General features: G+C 73.0%; 20 protein-coding genes and 1 riboswitch. Of the genes, 9 read left to right on the plus strand and 11 right to left on the minus strand.

The window, feature by feature from the left end:
• Positions 1–33: 33 nt before the first annotated feature.
• Positions 34–1365, minus strand: coding sequence for a threonine synthase (gene thrC / locus FJQ56_RS06195; protein ID WP_140008270.1), 1332 nt, complete (start codon positions 1363–1365; stop codon positions 34–36).
• Positions 1366–1374: 9 nt separating this feature from the next.
• A riboswitch (SAM riboswitch) is annotated at positions 1375–1518 on the minus strand.
• Here thrC and FJQ56_RS06200 point away from each other — a divergent pair.
• A complete protein-coding gene (locus FJQ56_RS06200; protein WP_140008271.1) occupies positions 1512–1859 on the plus strand; it encodes a hypothetical protein in 348 nt (115 codons plus the stop codon). Its footprint overlaps the riboswitch before it by 7 nt.
• On the opposite strand, the gene FJQ56_RS06205 is transcribed toward FJQ56_RS06200, so the two are convergent.
• The 5 genes from FJQ56_RS06205 to FJQ56_RS06225 form a co-directional block, all read right to left on the minus strand.
• The gene (locus tag FJQ56_RS06205) at positions 1849–2655 is read right to left on the minus strand and encodes a MerR family transcriptional regulator (protein ID WP_140008272.1); all 807 of its coding nucleotides are present in this window, start codon (positions 2653–2655) and stop codon (positions 1849–1851) included. The genes FJQ56_RS06200 and FJQ56_RS06205 overlap by 11 nt on opposite strands.
• Positions 2652–2975 carry a nuclear transport factor 2 family protein gene (locus FJQ56_RS06210; protein WP_140008273.1) on the minus strand — a complete coding sequence of 108 codons (324 nt, stop codon included), beginning with the start codon at positions 2973–2975 and terminating at the stop codon, positions 2652–2654. The genes FJQ56_RS06205 and FJQ56_RS06210 overlap by 4 nt, the downstream gene beginning before the upstream one ends.
• Positions 2976–3022: 47 nt before the next feature.
• Positions 3023–3868 carry a trehalose-phosphatase gene (gene otsB / locus FJQ56_RS06215; RefSeq protein WP_140008274.1) on the minus strand — a complete coding sequence of 282 codons (846 nt, stop codon included), beginning with the start codon at positions 3866–3868 and terminating at the stop codon, positions 3023–3025.
• A 246-nt stretch (positions 3869–4114) separates the two neighbouring features.
• Positions 4115–4642 (minus strand): LytR C-terminal domain-containing protein, encoded by a 528-nt coding sequence (locus FJQ56_RS06220; RefSeq protein WP_140008275.1) that lies wholly within the window; start codon positions 4640–4642, stop codon positions 4115–4117.
• 5 nt (positions 4643–4647) lie between these two features.
• Positions 4648–4944: a DUF3263 domain-containing protein gene (locus FJQ56_RS06225; RefSeq protein WP_140008276.1), complete on the minus strand. Its 297-nt coding sequence runs from the start codon at positions 4942–4944 to the stop codon at positions 4648–4650.
• Between the two features lie 125 nt (positions 4945–5069).
• On the opposite strand from FJQ56_RS06225, the gene FJQ56_RS06230 reads away from it, so the two are divergent.
• Positions 5070–6098: a Gfo/Idh/MocA family protein gene (locus tag FJQ56_RS06230; RefSeq protein ID WP_140008277.1), complete on the plus strand. Its 1029-nt coding sequence runs from the start codon at positions 5070–5072 to the stop codon at positions 6096–6098.
• Here FJQ56_RS06230 and FJQ56_RS06235 read toward each other — a convergent pair.
• Positions 6085–6735, minus strand: a complete 651-nt coding sequence (locus FJQ56_RS06235) for a sensor domain-containing protein (protein ID WP_170215282.1) — start codon at positions 6733–6735, stop codon at positions 6085–6087. The two genes, FJQ56_RS06230 and FJQ56_RS06235, sit on opposite strands and share 14 nt — an antisense overlap.
• A gap of 121 nt (positions 6736–6856) precedes the next feature.
• Here FJQ56_RS06235 and FJQ56_RS06240 point away from each other — a divergent pair, with 121 nt between their 5' ends.
• From FJQ56_RS06240 to FJQ56_RS06260, 5 genes are all read left to right on the plus strand, one after another.
• Positions 6857–8296, plus strand: a complete 1440-nt coding sequence (locus tag FJQ56_RS06240) for an alpha,alpha-trehalose-phosphate synthase (UDP-forming) (protein ID WP_246084009.1) — start codon at positions 6857–6859, stop codon at positions 8294–8296.
• 629 nt (positions 8297–8925) lie between these two features.
• Positions 8926–10131: an alpha/beta fold hydrolase gene (locus FJQ56_RS06245; protein ID WP_211350764.1), complete on the plus strand. Its 1206-nt coding sequence runs from the start codon at positions 8926–8928 to the stop codon at positions 10129–10131.
• A 162-nt stretch (positions 10132–10293) separates the two neighbouring features.
• Complete coding sequence (locus FJQ56_RS06250) at positions 10294–11028, plus strand: D-Ala-D-Ala carboxypeptidase family metallohydrolase (protein WP_140008280.1); 735 nt, start codon at positions 10294–10296, stop codon at positions 11026–11028.
• A gap of 150 nt (positions 11029–11178) precedes the next feature.
• Positions 11179–12531, plus strand: coding sequence for an MFS transporter (locus tag FJQ56_RS06255; RefSeq protein ID WP_140008281.1), 1353 nt, complete (start codon positions 11179–11181; stop codon positions 12529–12531).
• A complete protein-coding gene (locus FJQ56_RS06260) occupies positions 12528–13988 on the plus strand; it encodes an aminotransferase class V-fold PLP-dependent enzyme (RefSeq protein ID WP_140008282.1) in 1461 nt (486 codons plus the stop codon). Before FJQ56_RS06255 ends, FJQ56_RS06260 begins: the two co-directional genes overlap by 4 nt.
• Here the strand turns inward: FJQ56_RS06260 and FJQ56_RS06265 are convergent.
• The 4 genes from FJQ56_RS06265 to FJQ56_RS06280 all read right to left on the minus strand — a co-directional run bounded on the left by FJQ56_RS06265 (position 13985) and on the right by FJQ56_RS06280 (position 16899).
• The gene (locus FJQ56_RS06265) at positions 13985–14920 is read right to left on the minus strand and encodes a carbohydrate kinase family protein (protein ID WP_140008283.1); all 936 of its coding nucleotides are present in this window, start codon (positions 14918–14920) and stop codon (positions 13985–13987) included. The two genes, FJQ56_RS06260 and FJQ56_RS06265, sit on opposite strands and share 4 nt — an antisense overlap.
• Positions 14917–15570, minus strand: coding sequence for a class II aldolase/adducin family protein (locus tag FJQ56_RS06270; protein ID WP_140008284.1), 654 nt, complete (start codon positions 15568–15570; stop codon positions 14917–14919). Before FJQ56_RS06270 ends, FJQ56_RS06265 begins: the two co-directional genes overlap by 4 nt.
• Positions 15567–16223, minus strand: a complete 657-nt coding sequence (locus FJQ56_RS06275) for a TetR/AcrR family transcriptional regulator (RefSeq protein ID WP_170215283.1) — start codon at positions 16221–16223, stop codon at positions 15567–15569. The genes FJQ56_RS06270 and FJQ56_RS06275 overlap by 4 nt, the downstream gene beginning before the upstream one ends.
• Before the next feature lie 103 nt (positions 16224–16326).
• Positions 16327–16899 carry a dihydrofolate reductase family protein gene (locus tag FJQ56_RS06280; protein ID WP_140008286.1) on the minus strand — a complete coding sequence of 191 codons (573 nt, stop codon included), beginning with the start codon at positions 16897–16899 and terminating at the stop codon, positions 16327–16329.
• Positions 16900–16977: 78 nt separating this feature from the next.
• Between FJQ56_RS06280 and FJQ56_RS06285 the strand changes: the two genes are divergently transcribed.
• Both FJQ56_RS06285 and FJQ56_RS06290 read left to right on the plus strand, forming a co-directional pair.
• The gene (locus tag FJQ56_RS06285; protein ID WP_140008287.1) at positions 16978–17550 is read left to right on the plus strand and encodes a TetR/AcrR family transcriptional regulator; all 573 of its coding nucleotides are present in this window, start codon (positions 16978–16980) and stop codon (positions 17548–17550) included.
• A 20-nt stretch (positions 17551–17570) separates the two neighbouring features.
• Positions 17571–18290 carry a uracil-DNA glycosylase gene (locus FJQ56_RS06290; protein ID WP_140008288.1) on the plus strand — a complete coding sequence of 240 codons (720 nt, stop codon included), beginning with the start codon at positions 17571–17573 and terminating at the stop codon, positions 18288–18290.
• Positions 18291–18315 lie beyond the last annotated feature (25 nt).

Consider the following 18315-nt stretch of genomic DNA (forward strand, 5'->3'; position numbering starts at 1 on the left):
TTCTGTGGTCGGTGGTCGAGCCTGTCGAGACCGTCAGGCGCCCAGGCCGGTGGCCTGGAAGGCGGCGTACGACGGCTCGATGGTCGCGGCGGCCGAGACCCGGTCGGACACGGAGTCGAGGGTCTTCAGCCCGTGGCCGGTGTTGATGACCACCGTCTCGAGCGAGGTGTCGAGCTGGCCGCTCTCGACGAGCTTCTTGAGCACACCGACCGTGGTGCCGCCGGCGGTCTCGGTGAAGATGCCCTCGGTACGGGCCAGCAGGACGATGCCGTCACGGACCTCGTCGTCGGTGATGTCCTCGACGGCGCCGCCGGTCTCGCGGCAGATGTCGAGCACGTAGATGCCGTCGGCCGGGTTGCCGATGGCCAGGCTCTTGGCGATGGTGTCGGGCTTGACCGGGCGGATGGCGTCGGTGCCGGCCTTGTAGGCGACCGAGACCGGCGAGCAGCCGGAGGCCTGGGCGCCGAAGACCTTGTAGGGCTTGTCCTCGACCAGGCCGAGCTTGATCAGCTCCTGGAAGGACTTGTGCACCTTGGTCAGCTGGGAGCCGGAGGCGACCGGGATGACGATCTGGTCGGGCAGTCGCCAGCCGAGCTGCTCGGCGATCTCGTAGCCCAGCGTCTTGGAGCCCTCGGCGTAGTAGGGGCGGACGTTGACGTTGACGAACGCCCATCCCTCCTCCTCGCCGGCGATCTCGGAGGCGAGCTTGTTGACGTCGTCGTAGTTGCCGTTCACGGCGACCAGCGAGTCGGTGAAGATCGCGGAGTTGACCTGCTTGGGGTGCTCGAGGTTGCTCGGGATGAACACCACCGTCTTGATGCCGGCGCGGGCGCCGGCCGCGGCCACCGCGTTGGCGAGGTTGCCGGTCGAGGGGCAGGCGAAGACCTTGGCGTCGAGCTCGATCGCGGCGCTCAGGGCGCAGGCGACGACGCGGTCCTTGAAGGAGTTGGTGGGGTTGGTCGAGTCGTCCTTGACCCACAGGTGGTCGATGCCGAGCTCGGCGCCGAGGTTGTGGGCCCGGAGCAGACGGGTGAAGCCCGGCTCGGTGTTGCGGCTGGTCTCGATGTCGTCGGGCACCGGCAGCAGCGCCTTGTAGCGCCAGATGTTGCGCGGGCCGGCCTCGATCTCCTCGCGGGTCACCGCCGGGAAGGCGTAGGCCACCTCGAGCGGGCCGAAACACTCCGGACAGGCGTAGAACGGGCCGAGCGTGACCTGGTGCTGGCACTCACGACACTGGAGGTGCGTGGCGTTGCCGAAGGCGCCCTCGCGAGGCGTGTGCTTCGCGGGCTCCGCGTGCAGCTCGGCGCCGGTGGCGTTGTCGGTGTCGGTGTCGCTGGGGATGGCGTCCTGCGTGACGGTGCTCATGCGTCCTCCTTCTCATCTTCCCCGGGGCGACCGTCGCACCCGGGCGGAATTAGCACCGTTTCCGCGATCCGTTCCGGAGTTGTCCGGAGGCGGAGGTTCGCGGCGGTTGCCGGGACTTCACTGGGCCGTTCCCTCAGTCCCTCTTGATGAGCTGTCTCCGACTGTACGACGTCGCGTCTCAGCATGCGTCATCGCGTCCCGCCATCTGGACCGATCCCGGCCTGGACGCGGAGCACGACCGGGCGGTCGTCCGCGTGGTGCCAGAGCTCGACCCGGTGCGTCAGCCGGGGCGGGCCGAGCGCCACCACGACCGTCCCGTCGCCGACCGTCGCGTCGAGCGGGACGGCGGCCAGGCCGGCCCCGCCCGCGACCAGGGCGGCCACGGTGGCGGCGTCGGTGCCGTCGTACGCCGGCCCGCGGCGCACCTCAACGGGGCCAGCGGGCTGGGCGACTGGCCCGAGGGACGGGCGCTGCTCGACTCGCTCAGGGCCTGACCGGCCACGCGAGCCGCGTGCGCCAGGCGGCGGGGTCCGGGGTGTCGACCGGCCCCGCGTCGTACAGCTCCTCGACGGGTCCCTCGGCCCCGGCGCCGCTGCGCACGACCCAGGAGCCCAGCAGCGCGTAGGTCAGGTCGATGTCGTCGTGCGGTCCGTGGTGGGTCGTGACGGCGACGTCCCGTCCGGGCAGCTGCAGCCGCTCGACCCGGCCGGCGGGCTCCCCGGACGAGCACGGCTGGTGGACCAGCACCGCCCCGCGCCCGTCGGTGAAGAGCTCGTGCGCGTACTGGCCGCCGGCGGGTCCGGTCCGGTCGCCGACGGCGACGAGCGCGTCGATCTCGGCCCGCGCGGCGGCGTACCAGTCGAGGACGTCGTCCTGGGCCACGACCGCACGGACGGCGAGCACGGACCGTCCCGGAAGGGTCGTCACCGTGACCTCGGTGCGGCGCTGGGGGCCGAGCAGCGCACGCAGCGAGGCGATCGCCGAGCGCGTGTCGTCGAGCTGGGCCTCCAGCCGGTCGAGGTGGGCCAGGACGATGTCGTCGCGCCGCTCCCCCTCGGCGGCGAGGAGCTCACGCAGATCCGCGGTCGGCAGCCCGAGGTCGCGGAACCGGCGTACGGCCTGGGCGGTGGGCACCTGGTCGAGGGTGTACCAGCGGTAGCCGTTGTCGGGGTCGACCAGGGCGGGGACCAGCAGGCCGCCGTCGTGGTAGCGCCGGAGCCGACGGATGCTGAGGTGGGTGACGCGGGAGAACTCCCCGATCGTCATCCCCCCGTCCACGGTGGTCATCATGGCCGGATCCGCAGCTCCTCCACCAGGTCGGCGTCGTCGAAGCGGAACCAGAACGCGAGGTCGACCGGGCTTCCCGGGAAGTCGCCGGACACCGTCGTCCGGACCGACCAGCCGGCGCCGTCGGCGACGACCTCGCCCGGGGTGTAGGACACCTCGGGCACGTCGGCCCGCCACGCGCGGACGGCGTCGCGGCCCGCGAAGGACCGCCCGTCGTCCTCGACGACGGCCTGCGGGGCGAAGAGGGCGACGTACGACTCCCGGTCGGGGTCGACGGCGGCGGCGAAGTAGGTCTGGACCAGGTCAGCGGGTGTGGTCGTCATGGGGACGACGCTCCCGCCTCTCCCGGGGAGAGGGTCAAGGGCGACGGTCAGGCCCGGATCGAGGCGGCGTCGTCGGCGAGCTGCTCGAGCAGCTCCAGGACGCCGTCGGGTCCCTTGACCACGACGTCCGCGAGGTCGATCAGCGCGCTCTCCTCCTCCGAGGACGAGCACACGAGCAGCGTGGAGAGTCCGGCCTCACCGAGCTCGCGGACGGCGTCGAAGGCCTCGAGGTCGCCCAGGTCGTCACCGGCGAACAGGAACCCGCCCGCGTCGAGCTCCTCGGCGAGCGTGCGCACGGCCTGACCCTTGTGGACCCCTGGCGAGCGCACCTCGATCACGGCCTTGCCGGGCTCGACGTGCAGGTCGTGGGCGGCCGCCAGCTCGCGCAGCGCCGGCAGCAGCCGGTCGAACGCCGCCTCGGCGTCGGGCAGCCGTCGGGTGTGGACGGCGACCGCCAGGCCCTTGTCCTCGATCCAGGCGTCACCGGCGCCGACCCGGCGCAGCGCACGGGGCAGCTCGCGCTCGAAGGTCGCCAGGCCGGCCGGCGGACGGGGCCCGATCACGCGGCGGTGGGTGGAGCTCCAGCGCTCGTTGCCGTACTGGCCGAACAGGTAGAGGTCCTTGCCGGTCTCGCCGATGGCGTTGCCGACCTCCTCGAGACCCCCGAGGTCGAGGGCCTGACGGGCCGGACGGCCGGTGATGACCGCCACCGCGCGCACCTGCGCGGCGAGGTCGGTCAGCACCCGTCCGGCATCGGGGTGGATGTGTGCCTGGGCGGGGTCGTCGACGATCGGCGACAGGGTGCCGTCGAAGTCGAGCCCGACGACTGTCTCGGCCGCGGCCCGGACCAGGGCGGCGTACCGCTGCTCCCCCCGGGCGGTCGTGAACTCCACGAGGCCACCCAACCATGGGCACGTGGCACGGGTGCGACTGCTGCATGGCGACTGAGACACATGTGCCACGCGGCACAGGCGCCCGGCCGCCCGGCCGGGCTGGGGAGACTGGAGTTGCGGGCGCCGCGCGATGTTACTGACCGTTCGGACTTCTGGGCAGCGCGTTGAAGCGCATGCCAGAAGTCCGAACGGTCAGTAACAAGCCCGCTGGCCGGCGCCGGCGCCCCGGGCGAGGCTGGCGCGGTACTAGAGCTGACCGGTGAGGATGACGGTCAGGCGGTCGAGCTTCATCGCACCGTCGGCGGCGGCGGTGCGGTCGATGCCGAGGTCGCGGGCCAGCTGCTTGGCGACCCGGGACATCTTCGGCGGGTAGTAGACGGTGTTGGTGGGCACCGAGCCGTACCAGTTGTCGGTGCCGACGACCTTCCAACCGGCCGCGGTGGCCTTCTCGCCGACGGTGCCGGCCAGGCCGGTGATGCCGGAGTTGTTGTAGACCTCGACGTAGTAGTCGTCGCGCTGGATCGGCTTGGGCTTCGGCTTGGGCTTCGCGGTGGCGCTCGGGGTCGCCTTCGGCGTCGCCGCGGGGCTCGAGGCCGCGGAGGACTCGTTGCCGGCCGGAAGGACGCGCTCGCGCTCGGTCGGCTGGTCGCCGCGGGTCGCTACGAAGGCGATCACGGCCATCGCCACGGCGACGATGCTGAGCACGACGACCGGGGAGGGGAAGACGACGCTGCGCTGCGCGCGCGGTCGTCCGGGGCCGGTCGGGCTCGCCATGGGGCTCAGACCTCGAAGCCGAGGCGGCGAGCCGAGCGCTGACGCTGCCGCTCGGAGCGGAGGCGACGCAGGCGGCGGACCAGGAGCGGGTCGCCCTCGAGGGCCTCGGGCCGGTCGATCAGCGCGTTGAGGACCTGGTAGTAGCGCGTCGAGCTCATGTCGAACTTCTCGCGGACCGCGGTCTCCTTGGCACCGGCGTACTTCCACCACTGGCGCTCGAACTCGAGGATCTCGCGGTCGCGGTCGCTCAGGGACGCGGCGACCTCGGGGCCGTCGGGTGCTTCGTGTCGCTGGGCTTCCATCGCTGATCTCCCGCAGGGGTCGTGCGCGGTCGGGTGGTCGAGGCACACTCTAGACGGCTAATCACACAGATGTCATTCGGGTCCTGCGACACGCCGGGGCGATCTCGGTTCCCTAGGCTCGGGTCATGGACCACGACGACGAGACGGACGCCAGGACCATCGGGTGGGGCGTGCTGGCCACCGGCAAGATCGCGCGCAAGCTGAGCACCGACCTGGCGCTGGTCCCCGGGGCCGAGCTGGTCGCCGTCGGGTCACGCACCCTCGCCTCGGCGGAGGCGTTCGCGGCGACGTACGGCGGAGCGGCGACCCGCGCGCACGGCTCCTACGAGGAGCTGCTCGCCGACCCCGCGGTCGAGGTCGTCTACGTCGCGAGCCCGCACGCGCTGCACCTCGAGCACGCACGCGCGGCGTTCGAGGCCGGCAAGCACGTGCTGTGCGAGAAGCCGCTGGCGACCAGCGTCGCGGACGCCGAGGAGATGGTGGCCCTGGCCCGTCGGCACGACCGCTTCCTCATGGAGGCGATGTGGACGGCGTGCCACCCGGTCGTGCGCGCGCTCGCCGAGGGCCTCCGGTCCGGGCGGTACGGCGCCCCGCGGCAGCTGCACGCCGAGCTGGGCTTCGTCGTCGACGCCGACCCGGACGACCGGCTGCTCGACCCGGCGCTGGGCGCGGGGGCGCTGCTCGACATGGGCATCTACCCGCTGACGTTCGCCCACCTCGTGCTGGGCGAGGCCGAGTCGCTCGCGGCCACGGCCGTGCTCTCCGAGAGCGGCATCGACCTCGACATCGCCGTGGCCGGCCACTACCCCGGTGGCGCGCTGGCGACGATGACCGCGTCGATGACCTCGCAGTCGTCGCGCGCGGCGACGATCGCGACCAACCGCGGTCGCATCGACCTCGCCGACTTCCACCACCCCACGCGGGCCACGTGGACGCCGTACGCGGACGGGGGCGACGACACCCTCGCTGCGGCCGGGGAGATCGAGGGCGTGGAGCCGGTGATCGGCGTGGGCTACGGCAACGAGGTGGCCGAGGTCGGCCGCTGCCTGCGGGCCGGGCTGCGCGAGAGCCCCCTCGTGCCGCACGCCCAGACCCTGACGCTGATGCGCCAGATGGAGGCGGTGCTCGCCTCGGTGGGCGTCACCTACGGGTGACCCGGGCGCGGGTGCACAGCAGCGCGTCGGCCACGCCGGCGTGCAGTGCCGCGCACCCGCGGGCCACGAGCGGGAGGGTCAGCAGGGCCACCACCCCGAACCCGAGCTGCAGGAGGCTCTCGTCACGGCGCCCCTCCCCCAGGCCGAGGACCTCGACCAGGGTGCGGTCCTGGTCGGGCAGCCACTGCTGCCACCACCAGTAGGTCAGTCCGCCGAGCGCCGTCACCCACCAGGTCACGAGCACCGAGAACGCCACGGTGCCGGTGACGAACGAGACCAGCGCCCACAGGGCGTCGAGCCACGACTGCGGGTCGCGCAGCGGGGTCAGCAGGCGGCGCAGCGCCCCGGCCCCGGCCGGGGCCTCGACGTACGACGCCGGGGGGACGTCGCGACCGCGCCGTACCAGCCGGTGCCGCTCGAGGTGGGCGAGCCCCCGAGCCAGCAGCAGGGTGCCGGCGAGGACGGCGAGCCCGATCCACACGACCACCAGGCCGAGACCGGCCGAGACGCCGGTGACCACCACCGCGAGGCCGACGACCCCGAGGGCGAACCCCGCGGCGACGTACGTCGTGTCCTGGCCGAGGCGGCGTACGAGCCCCGTCGCCGGGGTCCGGGTCATCGTGAGCGTCTGGTCCATGCCTCGAGCGTCCTGCGCGACGGCGGGCCCGCACGAGGGTGCAGGCACCACCATCGCCGGTGGTGCACCCCACCCCTACCGTCGTAGGCCGGGCCCGGCCGGTCCCCCTAGGGTTGCCGACGTGCCCGCTGACCTCGTGATCGTCGCCAACCGGCTACCGGTCGACCGGGTGACCCAGCCCGACGGCACCCCCGGGTGGCGTCGTTCACCCGGCGGCCTGGTCAGCGCGATCGAGCCGGTGATGCGCGCCAACGACGGCACCTGGATCGGCTGGCCCGGCGGCGACGGCAGTGGCGAGGACGATCTCGAGCCGTTCGAGGCCGACGGCATGCAGCTGGTGCCGATCGGGCTCGAGCAGGACGAGGTCGAGCTGTTCTACGAGGGCTTCAGCAACGCCACGATCTGGCCGATCTACCACGACCTGGTCGCCAAGCCGGAGTTCCACCGGGTGTGGTGGGACTCCTACGTCAAGGTCAACCAGAAGTTCGCGGCCAAGGCCGCCTCGCTGGCCTCCGAGGGCGCGACGGTGTGGGTGCACGACTACCAGCTGCAGCTGGTGCCCCAGATGCTGCGCGACCTGCGGCCCGACCTGCGCATCGGCTTCTACCTGCACATCCCCTTCCCGCCGGCCGAGCTGTTCCAGCAGCTGCCGTGGCGCCGCCAGATCCTCGAGGGACTGCTCGGTGCCGACCTGGTCGGCTTCCAGCTGCCCGGCGGCGCGGCCAACTTCGTGCGGCTGGTGCGTCAGCGCGTCGGCCACAAGACCCACCGCGACCTGGTCTACCTGCCCGACGGTCGCACCGTGCGCGCCGGCGCGTTCCCGATCTCCATCGACGCGGCCGGCTACGAGAAGCTCGCGCGCACCGAGTCGGTCGTCGAGCGCTCCGCCGAGATCCGCAAGGCCCTCGGCAACCCGCGCAAGATCTTCCTCGGCATCGACCGGCTCGACTACACCAAGGGCATCTACGCCCGGCTCCGTGCCTTCGCCGAGCTCATCGAGGACGGCCACTTCGACGTCGAGGACGCCGTCTTCGTGCAGGTGGCGGTGCCCTCGCGCGAGCAGGTCGAGCAGTACCGCATCCTGCGCGACGACATCGACCGCCTCGTGGGTCGCATCAACGGCGACCTGGGCCGGATCGGCCGCCCCGCCATCAGCTACCTCCACACGTCCTACCCGCGCGAGGAGATGGCCGCCCTCTACTCCGCCGCCGACATCATGGTCGTCACGCCCTATCGCGACGGCATGAACCTGGTCGCCAAGGAGTACGTCGCCACCCGCACCGAGAACGACGGCGCCCTGGTGCTCTCCGAGTTCGCCGGCGCCGCCGACGAGCTCCGCCAGGCCTGGCTGGTCAACCCCTACGACCTCAACGGCATGAAGTCCGCCCTCCTCGAGGCCTACCGGTCCGACGACAAGGACCTCACCCGCCGCATGAAGGCGATGCGCAAGACCATCCAGAAGCACGACGTCGCCGCCTGGGCCGACTCCTTCATGACCGAGCTCGCCGCCGTCTCCCACAGCTCGCACGCCAAGACCGTGCGTCCCGCCAAGCGTTCCTAGGCACGCCGGTCGACGTACGGGTCCCCACGTCCGTCGAGCGACCCCACGTCGGTCGAGGTGCGAAGGCCGCCAGGCCTGAGCCTCGAGACCCCCGCAGGCGAGGCACCCGACTCGATCCAGGTCTTGCCGGATCGGGGCTCTCCCCGGCGCGACACTTTCTGGGTCGGGGTGTCCGCGCGCCTAGCATTCCGGGTCTCGCCGTCAAGGACGTCGCTTCGCTCCGCCGCTGCGCGGTCGCTTCGCGATCCTTGACCGCGAGCCTCTCCCGGAATGCTCGCGGGCGCAGACAAGGGCGGGCTGCGCCGCGCCCTCGTCCAGCGCGGACACCCCATGGCCGCCGGACCTGGTGCTTCTACGACGAAGCTTCGTCGTAGAACTGGGAGGTTCGTCGACCCCCGAACGCCAGTGGGACCTGTGAGACCTCTGGGATCACGGGAGGGTCGGGCGGCGGAGCAGGCGACGGCTCGCCGTTGGTGCGCGCTGCAGCAGACCGCAGGCCGCTACGGGGGTCTCGAGGCTCGGCTCCAGCGCGCCTCGCACCTCGACCGGCGCCAGGTCGACCGGCGTGGGGTGCCCACCGACCCCCTCGGGCGTGCCGCGGGGCGCCCGGGCCGAGGTACTTTGCGAGCGTGGACCTCATCCCCAAGCCCGACCAGGTGATCTCGGCCGCGGGAAACCTCGCGCACCAGGTGGTGCACGGCGGGCTCGCCGACCTGCGGCCGATGCCGCGCACGCTGATCGACGAGGGGATGCAGCGCGAGGTCTACCACTACCGACCGTCGGCCTCGGCGCAGGAGCAGGGCGACCCGGTGCTCCTCGTGACGCCGCTGGCGGCCCCGGCGACCTGCTACGACCTGCGGCGCGGGTGCTCCCTGGTCGAGCACTTCGTGGACGCCGGGCGGCCGACGTACCTGGTCGAGTACGGCCAGGTGTCGTTCCGTGACCGCCACCTCGGCATGGCGCACTGGGTCAAGGAGGTCGTCCCGACGGCGATCCGCGAGACGTCCGCCCACGCCGGTGGCCGACCGGTGCACGTGGTCGGCTGGAGCCTCGGCGGGATCTTCTCTCTGCTCGCGGCCGCCGCCGACCCGGACCTGCCGATCGCGTCGCTGAGCGTCGTCGGCGCGCCGGTCGACGTCGCCCAGGTGCCCCTGGTCGCGCCCCTGCGCCCGCTCCTCGACGTGTCCGACGGACCTGGCCCGGTCGCCCGGGCCTACCGGGTCCTGGGCGGGGCTCCCCCGCCGATCCGGTGGGCCCTCGAGCGGTCGTCGTTCCAGCGGCTCGTCACCAAGCCGGTGGCCAGGGCGACCCACTACGACGACACCGACTACCTCGCCCAGCTCGAGGCCGTCGACCGGTTCACCGCCGGGATGACCGCCTACCCCGGCCGCGCCTTCGGCCAGCTCTACCACCGGTTCGTCCGGGGCAACGCGCTCGTCGAGGGCACCTTCGACCTGGGTGAGGTGACCGGTGACGAGGACGCCCGGGGCCACACGGTCTCCTTCGCCGACATCACCGCACCCGTCCTGGTCTTCGCGGGCGCCACCGACGGCATCGCACCGGTCGACTCGGTCAAGGCCGTGGTCCCGCTGCTCACCGGCTCGGCCGAGGTGCAGTTCGAGATCGTCCCCGGCGGGCACCTGGGGATGCTGACCGGCCGCGCCGCGCGGACGACGACCTGGGCCGTGCTCGACGACTGGGTGTCCCAGTGGTCCGACGTCGGACCCGAGCCCGCGGCCGACCCGGCTGACCCGTCCGACGACGAGCCGCCGACCCCGATCGGGACCGGCCGCCGCCGCCACGGCTCCGCGGCGTCCCGCTCCCTCTCGCGCTGACCCGTCGCCCGTTGCGGACGGGTCACCGCACATTCCTCGCTAACCCGTCGCCCGTTGCGGACGGGTCACCGCACATTCCTCGCTGACCCGTCGCCCGTTGCGGACGGGTCACCGAGGGTTATCCCGGTTTCCGCTGCGCGGCGGGGGGACGAGGGTGGAGGCATGACCCGACTGCGCGCCGTCCTCGTCTCGCTCGTCGTGACGATGACCAGCCTCGTGGCCATCACCGCCACGACCACGACCCCGGCCCACGCCGACGAGTGCTACTCGTGGGGACGATCCCTGTCGTCCGGCGCGAGCGGCGCCGACGTCGCCGAGCTGCAGATCCGGGTCGCCGGCTGGGCCGGGTACGGCGTCAACATGGCCATCGACGGCAGCTTCGGACCGCAGACCGTGGCCGCGGTCCAGGGGTTCCAGGCGGCGTACGGCCTCGAGGCCGACGGCGTGGCCGGCCCGGCGACGTACGCCCAGATCTACGAGCTCCAGGACCCCGACTGCACACCCCTCCACTTCTCGTACGACGAGGTGGTTCCCGACTGCGGGGGCACCGGCTTCTCGGGTGGTTCGGTGCCGGAGGAGACGGTCAAGGAGAACCTCAAGCGCGTGATGTGGCGCGCCGAGGCCCTGCGCCAGCGCATCGGCAACGTCCCGCTCACCGTCTCCTCCGGCTTCCGCTCGCAGGCCTGTGACGTGGAGGTCGGCGGCAGCGGCAGCGGTCAGCACACCTACGGCAACGCCCTCGACCTGATCGGCGTCCCGTTCTGCACGCTCGCCGACAACGCCCGCTACAACGGCTTCGGCGGCATCTTCGGCCCGGGCTACCCCGACCACGACGACCACGTGCACGTCGACATCCGCGCCGGCAACACGTGGAGCGCGCCCGACTGCGGGGTGTAGCTCGAGTCGGTACGTCGGCTGCGGTGGTCTCGAGGCTCGTCGCCGGGGCTCCTCGCACCTCGACCGACGTGGGAGCCGGGCTCCTCGTACCTCGCCCGACGAACGGCGAAACCGCCGTCCGGGGGCGGCTCGACGTACTAGCCTCGCGGGGTGCCCGAGACCGACACTCTCTCCCGGCGCGTGCGCGTCGGCTACGGACTGGGATCGGTGGCCACCGGCGCCTTCGGCACCGTGCCGGGGCTGATGCTGCTGCCCTACCTCACCGACACCCTCGGGGTCGCCGCCGTCGTGGCCGGCATCGTCGTGGTGCTGCCGAAGGCGTGGGACGTGCTGCTCAACCCGGTCGCCGGACGCATCAGCGACCGGACCGTCGACCCGCGCGGGCCGCGGCGACCCTGGCTGCTGCGCGCCGGGGTCGCCCTGGCGATCACCTTCGCGCTGCTGTTCGCCGGGCCCGACCTCGACTCGACGGTCCTCGAGACGGGCTACGTGCTGGTGCTGTTCCTGGCGTGCGCCTCAGCGTACGCGTTCTTCCAGGTGCCGTTCGTGGCCATGCCCGCCGAGATGACGCAGGGGTACGCCGAGCGCACGAGGCTGATGACGTGGCGGGTCGCGATCCTCGCCTTCACGATCCTGCTGGCGGGTGCCACGGCGCCGGCGATCCGCGACGCCGTCGGCGGCCGGGACGGCTACCGGCTGATGGGCGCGGCGATGGCCGTGGTCATCCTCGTCGGCGTGGTCGGGGCCTACCGCGGCACCCGCGACGCCCCGGTCGGCTCGGTCGCGCCGGGTGCCGGGTCGTTGCGCGACCAGCTGCGGGTGGTCGCCGGCGCGCGCGACTTCCGGTTGCTGCTGACGACGTGGGTGCTGCAGGCGCTCGCGACCGGCTGCATGCTCGCCGGCGTCGACTACCTCGCCGGCGACGTCATCGGCAGCGACGGCGCGTCGACCATCCTGTTCGTCTGCTTCGTCGGCCCCGCGATCCTCCTGACGCCGCTGTGGTCGGCGATCGGTGCCCGGGTCGGCAAGCGCCGGGCCTACCTCGCCTCCTCGGTCCTGCTCGGCCTCGGTGCGGCGCTGGCCGCCACCGCGCGCGTGGCGCCGAGCGGGATCGTCTTCGCCGCGGTCGCCGTGGTCGGCATCGGCTACGCCGGCTGCCAGGTCTTCCCCCTCTCGATGCTGCCGGACGTCGCCGCGGCCGACTCGCGGCGTACGGGCGAGAACCGGGCCGGGGTCTACACCGGGGTCTGGACCGCCGGTGAGACGCTCGGCCTCGCGCTCGGACCCGGCGTGTTCGCCCTGGTCCTGGCCCTCGGGTCCTATCGCTCGGGCACCGACGACGCGGTCACCCAGCCCGACAGCGCACTCACCGCGATCACCCTCGGGTTCTCACTGCTGCCGGCGGTGCTCGTCGCCGTCAGCCTGTGGTGGCTGACCCGCTACCGGCTCGACGACTCCCTGCACGCCGACGACACCGACGACGCCCAGGAGGCGCCCGCATGACCGACGACATCGCCGCCCGCCTGCGCGCGCTGCAGGCCGCCGACCTGCCGGTGCACGGCGGCCGCACCCTGGCCTACGTCTACGACTCCGGGCTCGCCGAGGTCGACGAGGTCGCCCGCCGGGCCGTCGCGTCCTTCGCCGGCTCCAACGGGCTCGACCCGACCGCGTTCCCGAGCCTGCTCACCATGGAGAACGACCTGGTCGCCGCCGCGGCCCGCCTGCTCGACGCGCCCGACACCGTCGTCGGGAGCGTCACCTCGGGCGGCACCGAGTCGGTGCTCCTGGCCGTGCAGGGCGCGCGCGACGCCCACCTCGCCACGCACCCCGACGTGCGACCCGCGATGGTGCTGCCCGACACCGCGCACGCGGCTTTCCACAAGGCCGCGCACTACTTCGGCGTCGAGGCCGTGCTGGTGCCGACCAGCGCCGACTTCCGCGCCGACCTCGACGCGACCGCGCGCGCCCTCGACGAGCTCGGTGAGCGTGTTGCCCTGGTGGTGGGCAGCGCACCGTCGTACGCGCACGGGGTGGTCGACCCCATCACCGACCTCGCCGCGCTGGCCGCCGAGCGCGGGATCCGGTGCCACGTCGATGCGTGCATCGGTGGCTGGGTGCTGCCGTACGCCGCCCGGGTCGGCCGCGAGGTCCCGCCCTGGACCTTCGCCGTCGAGGGCGTCACGTCGATCTCGGTCGACCTGCACAAGTACGCCTATGCCCCCAAGGGCACCTCGGTGCTGCTGCACCGCACCGCGGCCCTGAGGCGGCCGCAGTTCTTCGCGAGCGCTGCCTGGCCGGGCTACACGATGCTCAACTCGACCATGCAGTCGACGCGCTCGGGCGGGCCCCTGGCCGGCGCCTGGGCCGCGGTGCAGTCGATCGGGGACACGGGCTATGAGCTCCTCACGCGCGAGGTCTTCGAGGCGGTCGACGCCATCGTGGCCGGCACCACCGACATTCCCGGGCTGCACGTCGTGGCCCCGCCCGACTCGACGCTGATCGCGCTGGCCACCGACGACTCGTGCGACCCGTTCACGGTGTGCGACGAGATGGCGGCGCGCGGCTGGTACGTCCAGCCGCAGCTGTCCCACGGCGCCCACCCGGCGACCATCCACCTGTCGGTGAGCGCCGCGACCCGCCCGCACGTGCCCGACCTGCTGACCGCGCTGGCCGAGGCGACCCGGGCCGCGCAGGACGCCGGCCCGGTCGCGGTCGACGCCGGCGTGGCGGCGTACGTCGGGGCGCTCGACCCGACGACCCTTACCGACGACGACTTCGACGGGCTGCTCGCGGCGGCCGGTCTCGTCGGTGACACCCCGGGCGACGACGGCGGGCTCGCCCTGCCGACCCGGATGGCCGAGGTCAACGCGCTGCTCGACCTGGCCTCCCCCGCGTTGCGCGAGGCCGTGCTGGTGTCGTTCCTCGACCGCCTCCAGCGGCCGACGGGATGGCCCGCCTAGGACCCCGCCACCAGCGCCTGGACCGAGGACAGGGAGTAGTCACCGGCGTCGGTGCCGAGTCCGCGCGCGACCTGGTGGGCGGTCGCACAGCCCAGGCGCGCGGCGTCGGCCGGCGCGAGGCCGAGGGCGTGGCCGCGCAGGAAGCCGGCGCTGAACGCGTCACCGCAGCCGGTGGTGTCGACGAGCTCGCCGTCGCCGAGGGGGTAGGCCGCCACCTCGACGACATCGTCGAGCTCGGTGCCGGTCACGACCAGTGCGCCCTTCGCGCCCTGGGTCACCGCCACGCAGCCGGCACCCGCGGCGACGAGCGCGCGCGCCCCGGCCGCGAGGTCGCTCTCGCCGGTGAACCCGCGCACCTGCTCGTCGTTGGGGAGCAGGAAGTCGGTGTGGGGCAGCGCGTCGGCGATCCAGGCCAGCAGGTCGGGGTCGCCCGGGGCGAGCACGTCGACCGAGGTGGTCATGCCCTGCTCGCGCGCCCACGCCAGCAGCTCGCCGGCCGCCGGACCGCCCAGGAACTCCGGGCCCCCGAGGTGCAGGTGGGTCGAGCCGGCCAGCGCCGACCGGTCGAGGTCGTCGAGGGTGAAGGCGCCGTTGGCGCCGATGCAGTGCCACGCCGGCCGGTCCCCGTTGGCGCGCACGGGGATCACCGACGCCGAGGTCTGCTGGTCGTCCTTGCGGACCAGGCCGGAGACGTCGACGCCCTCGCGCCCGAGCAGCGCGAAGAGGACGTCGCCCAGCGGGTCGCTCCCGACGGCGCCGTACGACGCCACCTCGGCGCCGAGCCGGGCCAGGACGAGCGCGGTGCCACCCGCCGTACCGGCGGCCGACAGGCGGATGGTCTCGACGAGCTGGCCGTCCGAGCCCTCCGGGATCGACTCGATGCCGATGACGTGGGTGTCGAGCACGTGCACGCCGACGCAGGCGACCTTCATGTGTTCTCCTCGGAGGGCTGGACAATCCCGTAGTTGCGGGCCAGGGCGGTGAGGACGACGTCCTCCTGCTCGGCGTCGGTGAGCACGCGGGGCGTGCCGAGCGCCGAGGCGCGGTGGTGGAGGGCAGCGAGCCACTCGAGCAGCACGGCGTGCTCGACGGCCTTGTCGAGGCTCGCGCCGACGGTGACCGAGCCGTGGTTGCCCATCAGCGCGGCCTGCCGACCCTCGAGCGCAGTGCGCACCGAGGCTGCGAGCTCGGCCGACCCGAAGGTGGCGTACGGCGCCACGCGGACCACGCCGCCGAGGAGCAGCTGCTGGTAGTGCAGGACCGGCAGCTCGTCGAGCACGCAGGCGACGGCGGTCGACCAGGGCGCGTGGGTGTGCACGACCGCACCGACGGCGGGCTGGTCGGCGTAGACGCCCAGGTGCAGGCCGAGCTCGGACGTCGGCACGAGCCCACCGTCGACGAGGGTGCCGTCGTGGTCGACGAGGACGACCTCGTGGGGCTGGCAGTCGGCGAGCACGACGCCGGTGGCGGTGATCGCGACGAGGTCGCGCACCCGCATGCTCACGTTGCCGGCGGTGCCGACGAGGAGCCCCTCGGCGGCCAGGCGTCGGGCCGCGGCGGCGACGTCGTCGCGGGCGCTCACGGCGTGAACCTCTCGAGGTAGGAGGTGATCATCGCGATGCCCTCGGCCACCAGCGCCTGGTCGCCGTGGGCGTCGTGCTCGTAGGCCAGCTGGAAGACGCGGTCGCCGACCTCGACCGCCAGGACGACGACCTGCTCGGTGAGGTCGGGGCGGACGAGCCCGGACTCGACCGCGAGCTCGCGCATCGCCCGGGCGAGGCGGAGGTTGTGGTCGCGACCGAAGGCCTGCACGGCGGTGTTGGCGCGCCCCCGGAGGTAGATCTCGACGAAGGCGCGGCGGCGCGCGTAGACCGTGACGAACGCGCGCATCGCGGTCTCGACGAGCGAGGCCACGGTGAGGCCGCCGAGCTCGCCGGTCGCGGCCAGCGCGTCGAGGTCGGCGGCGACCTGCTCGTCCATCTCGGCCATGTCGCGCTCGGCGAGGGCGATCAGCACGGCCTCCTTGTCGGCGAAGTACTGGTAGAGCGAGGCCACCGGGACCGCCGCCGCGAGCGCGATCTCGCGGGTGGTCAGCGCCTCGACCCCACGCTCGACCACCAGCCGCTCCGCGGCGTCGAGGATCGCCTCCACCCGGCGGCGGCTCCGCTCCTGCACGGGAGCGCGTCGCGTCACCGGACCGGAGGCCGGACCGGACACCTGCTCGACCGTCGCCATCTGGCCCCTCCCTCGTCGGACGGGGACAGCGTAGGGCATCGAACCGAAACATGACACACGTTCAGGTCGTCAGGTCACGCCGGCCGACCTCCGCCGACGACCCTCACCACGACCGCTCGTACTCGGCGACCACGACCCCCGAGTCGTACGCCGTCACTGCGGACCGCTCGAAGAACCGGGGGACGTAGGAGCCGTCGAGCAGCGCCGGCCCCTTGCCCAGCACGACCGGGTTGACCTTGAGCACGAGCCGGTCGATCTCGTCGGCGAGCGACGCGGCCAGCAGTCCCCCACCGCAGAGCCAGATGCCGACCCCCTCCTGCGCCTTCATCCGGCGCACCTCGGCGAGGGGATCGGCGGTCGCGCGCACCCCGTCGGGGAGCTCGTGGTCGGCGTGCGCCCGGGTCGCGACCACCTGGTCGAGGTGCGGGTAGGGGTCGACGACGCCGTGCGGGAGGCCGGCGGCATAGGTGCCCCACCCCATGACGACGGCGTCGAACCGCGTGTGGTCGGCGGCCAGGCCGAGGGCCTGGAGCCCCGGCGCAGGCAGGGTGTCACGCCAGTCACGCAGGATCATGTCGATGTGGTCGCCCTCGACGGGAAACGCCGAGAAGTCGTCGCCTGGGCCGGCGATCCGGCCGTCGAGCGAGACAGCGACGTAGTAGGTGAGCTCTCGCATGGTCGTCTCCAATCACGACAGATGTAGTGGTTGGTTTGAATGTACGACAGGCGTAGTGGTTATCGCTAGGCTGGCTCCGTGGTTCGCAACGACGAACGTCGCCAGTCCCTCGCCGACGCCGGCATCTCCGTGCTCGCCGACGAGGGCGCCCGGGGCCTGACCCACCGCGCGGTCGACGCGCATGCCGGCGTGCCGGCCGGGACCACGTCCAACTACTTCCGGACCCGCGACGCCCTGCTGCAGGCGTTGGTCGGTCGCATCGGCGAGCGCCTCGCGCCCGACCCCGAGGTGCTGACCCGACTCGGTCGACGCAAGCCGAGCCGACGGCTGTACGCCGACTACCTGCGCGACATCGTGCGCCGACTGACCCGCGAGCACGACGTCACCCTGGCGCTCTTCGAGCTCCGACTGGAGGCCGCCCGGCGACCGGAGGTCGAGGAGGTCATCGGCGCCTGGCTGCGCGAGGGGTTCGCCGGCGACGTCGCGTTCAACACCGCGGCCGGCCTTCCCGGTGGCGCCCGCGAGGTCGTTCTCTTCCACTACGCGATCGACGGCCTGCTGCTCGACCGGATCACCACCTCGATCGACCGCGGCACCTCGACCGACGCCGTGATCGACGCCCTGGTCACGGCCCTGCTCCCGGACGCCTGACGCCGGGTAGCGTCGCGACCATGAGCGCGCTGGCCGGACTCGTCGACCGTGGACTGATGTCCCCCGACTGGGCCGAGGCCCTCGCGCCGGTCGACGACCGGGTGGCCGCGCTGGGCACGTTCCTCCGCGAGGAGATCGCCGCCGGCCGGCCCTACCTGCCGGCGGGCGACGCCGTCTTCCGCGCCTTCCGTGCGCCACTCTCGGGGGTGAAGGTCCTCGTGGTCGGCCAGGACCCGTACCCGACGCCCGGACACCCGATCGGGCTCAGCTTCGCCGTCGAGCGTGACGTGTGGCCGCTCCCGCGGAGCCTGGTCAACATCTACACCGAGCTGCGCGCCGACGTCGGCGTGATCCCGCCCAAGCACGGCGACCTGACCGGCTGGGCCGACCAGGGCGTGATGCTCCTCAACCGCGTGCTGACGGTCCGCCCCGGCACACCGGCCTCCCACCGCAAGCAGGGCTGGGAGGAGGTCACCGAGTGCGCGATCAAGGCGCTCGTGGCGAGGGCCGAGGCAGGGTCGCCGTTCGCGGCGATCCTGTGGGGCCGGGACGCCCAGTCCCTCAAGCCGATGCTCGGCAGCACCCCGTCGGTCGAGTCGGCGCACCCGTCGCCCCTGTCGGCCTCACGCGGGTTCTTCGGGTCCCAGCCGTTCAGCCGGGTCAACGCCTTGCTCACCGAGCGGGGCGCCGAGCCCATCGACTGGTCCGCGTTCGTCGAGGGCGACGCCTCCGCGCACTGACTCTCCGGAATAAAGTTCAGGATTC

Source organism: Nocardioides plantarum, assembly GCF_006346395.1.
In the GTDB taxonomy this organism is placed as follows: domain Bacteria; phylum Actinomycetota; class Actinomycetes; order Propionibacteriales; family Nocardioidaceae; genus Nocardioides; species Nocardioides plantarum.

Excerpts from the sequence above, each read along its gene's own strand:
- FJQ56_RS06275 (WP_170215283.1), bottom strand. The coding sequence starts at position 16,223 with ATGGCGACGGTCGAGCAGGTGTCCGGTCCGGCCTCCGGTCCGGTGACG.
- FJQ56_RS06250 (WP_140008280.1), top strand. The coding sequence starts at position 10,294 with ATGACCCGACTGCGCGCCGTCCTCGTCTCGCTCGTCGTGACGATGACC.
- FJQ56_RS06205 (WP_140008272.1), bottom strand. The coding sequence starts at position 2,655 with ATGATGACCACCGTGGACGGGGGGATGACGATCGGGGAGTTCTCCCGC.
- FJQ56_RS06280 (WP_140008286.1), bottom strand. The coding sequence starts at position 16,899 with ATGCGAGAGCTCACCTACTACGTCGCTGTCTCGCTCGACGGCCGGATC.
- FJQ56_RS06230 (WP_140008277.1), top strand. The coding sequence starts at position 5,070 with ATGGACCACGACGACGAGACGGACGCCAGGACCATCGGGTGGGGCGTG.
- FJQ56_RS06265 (WP_140008283.1), bottom strand. The coding sequence starts at position 14,920 with ATGAAGGTCGCCTGCGTCGGCGTGCACGTGCTCGACACCCACGTCATC.
- FJQ56_RS06200 (WP_140008271.1), top strand. The coding sequence starts at position 1,512 with ATGAGCTGTCTCCGACTGTACGACGTCGCGTCTCAGCATGCGTCATCG.
- FJQ56_RS06260 (WP_140008282.1), top strand. The coding sequence starts at position 12,528 with ATGACCGACGACATCGCCGCCCGCCTGCGCGCGCTGCAGGCCGCCGAC.
- FJQ56_RS06220 (WP_140008275.1), bottom strand. The coding sequence starts at position 4,642 with ATGGCGAGCCCGACCGGCCCCGGACGACCGCGCGCGCAGCGCAGCGTC.
- FJQ56_RS06210 (WP_140008273.1), bottom strand. The coding sequence starts at position 2,975 with ATGACGACCACACCCGCTGACCTGGTCCAGACCTACTTCGCCGCCGCC.
- FJQ56_RS06225 (WP_140008276.1), bottom strand. The coding sequence starts at position 4,944 with ATGGAAGCCCAGCGACACGAAGCACCCGACGGCCCCGAGGTCGCCGCG.
- FJQ56_RS06290 (WP_140008288.1), top strand. The coding sequence starts at position 17,571 with ATGAGCGCGCTGGCCGGACTCGTCGACCGTGGACTGATGTCCCCCGAC.
- thrC (WP_140008270.1), bottom strand. The coding sequence starts at position 1,365 with ATGAGCACCGTCACGCAGGACGCCATCCCCAGCGACACCGACACCGAC.
- FJQ56_RS06235 (WP_170215282.1), bottom strand. The coding sequence starts at position 6,735 with ATGGACCAGACGCTCACGATGACCCGGACCCCGGCGACGGGGCTCGTA.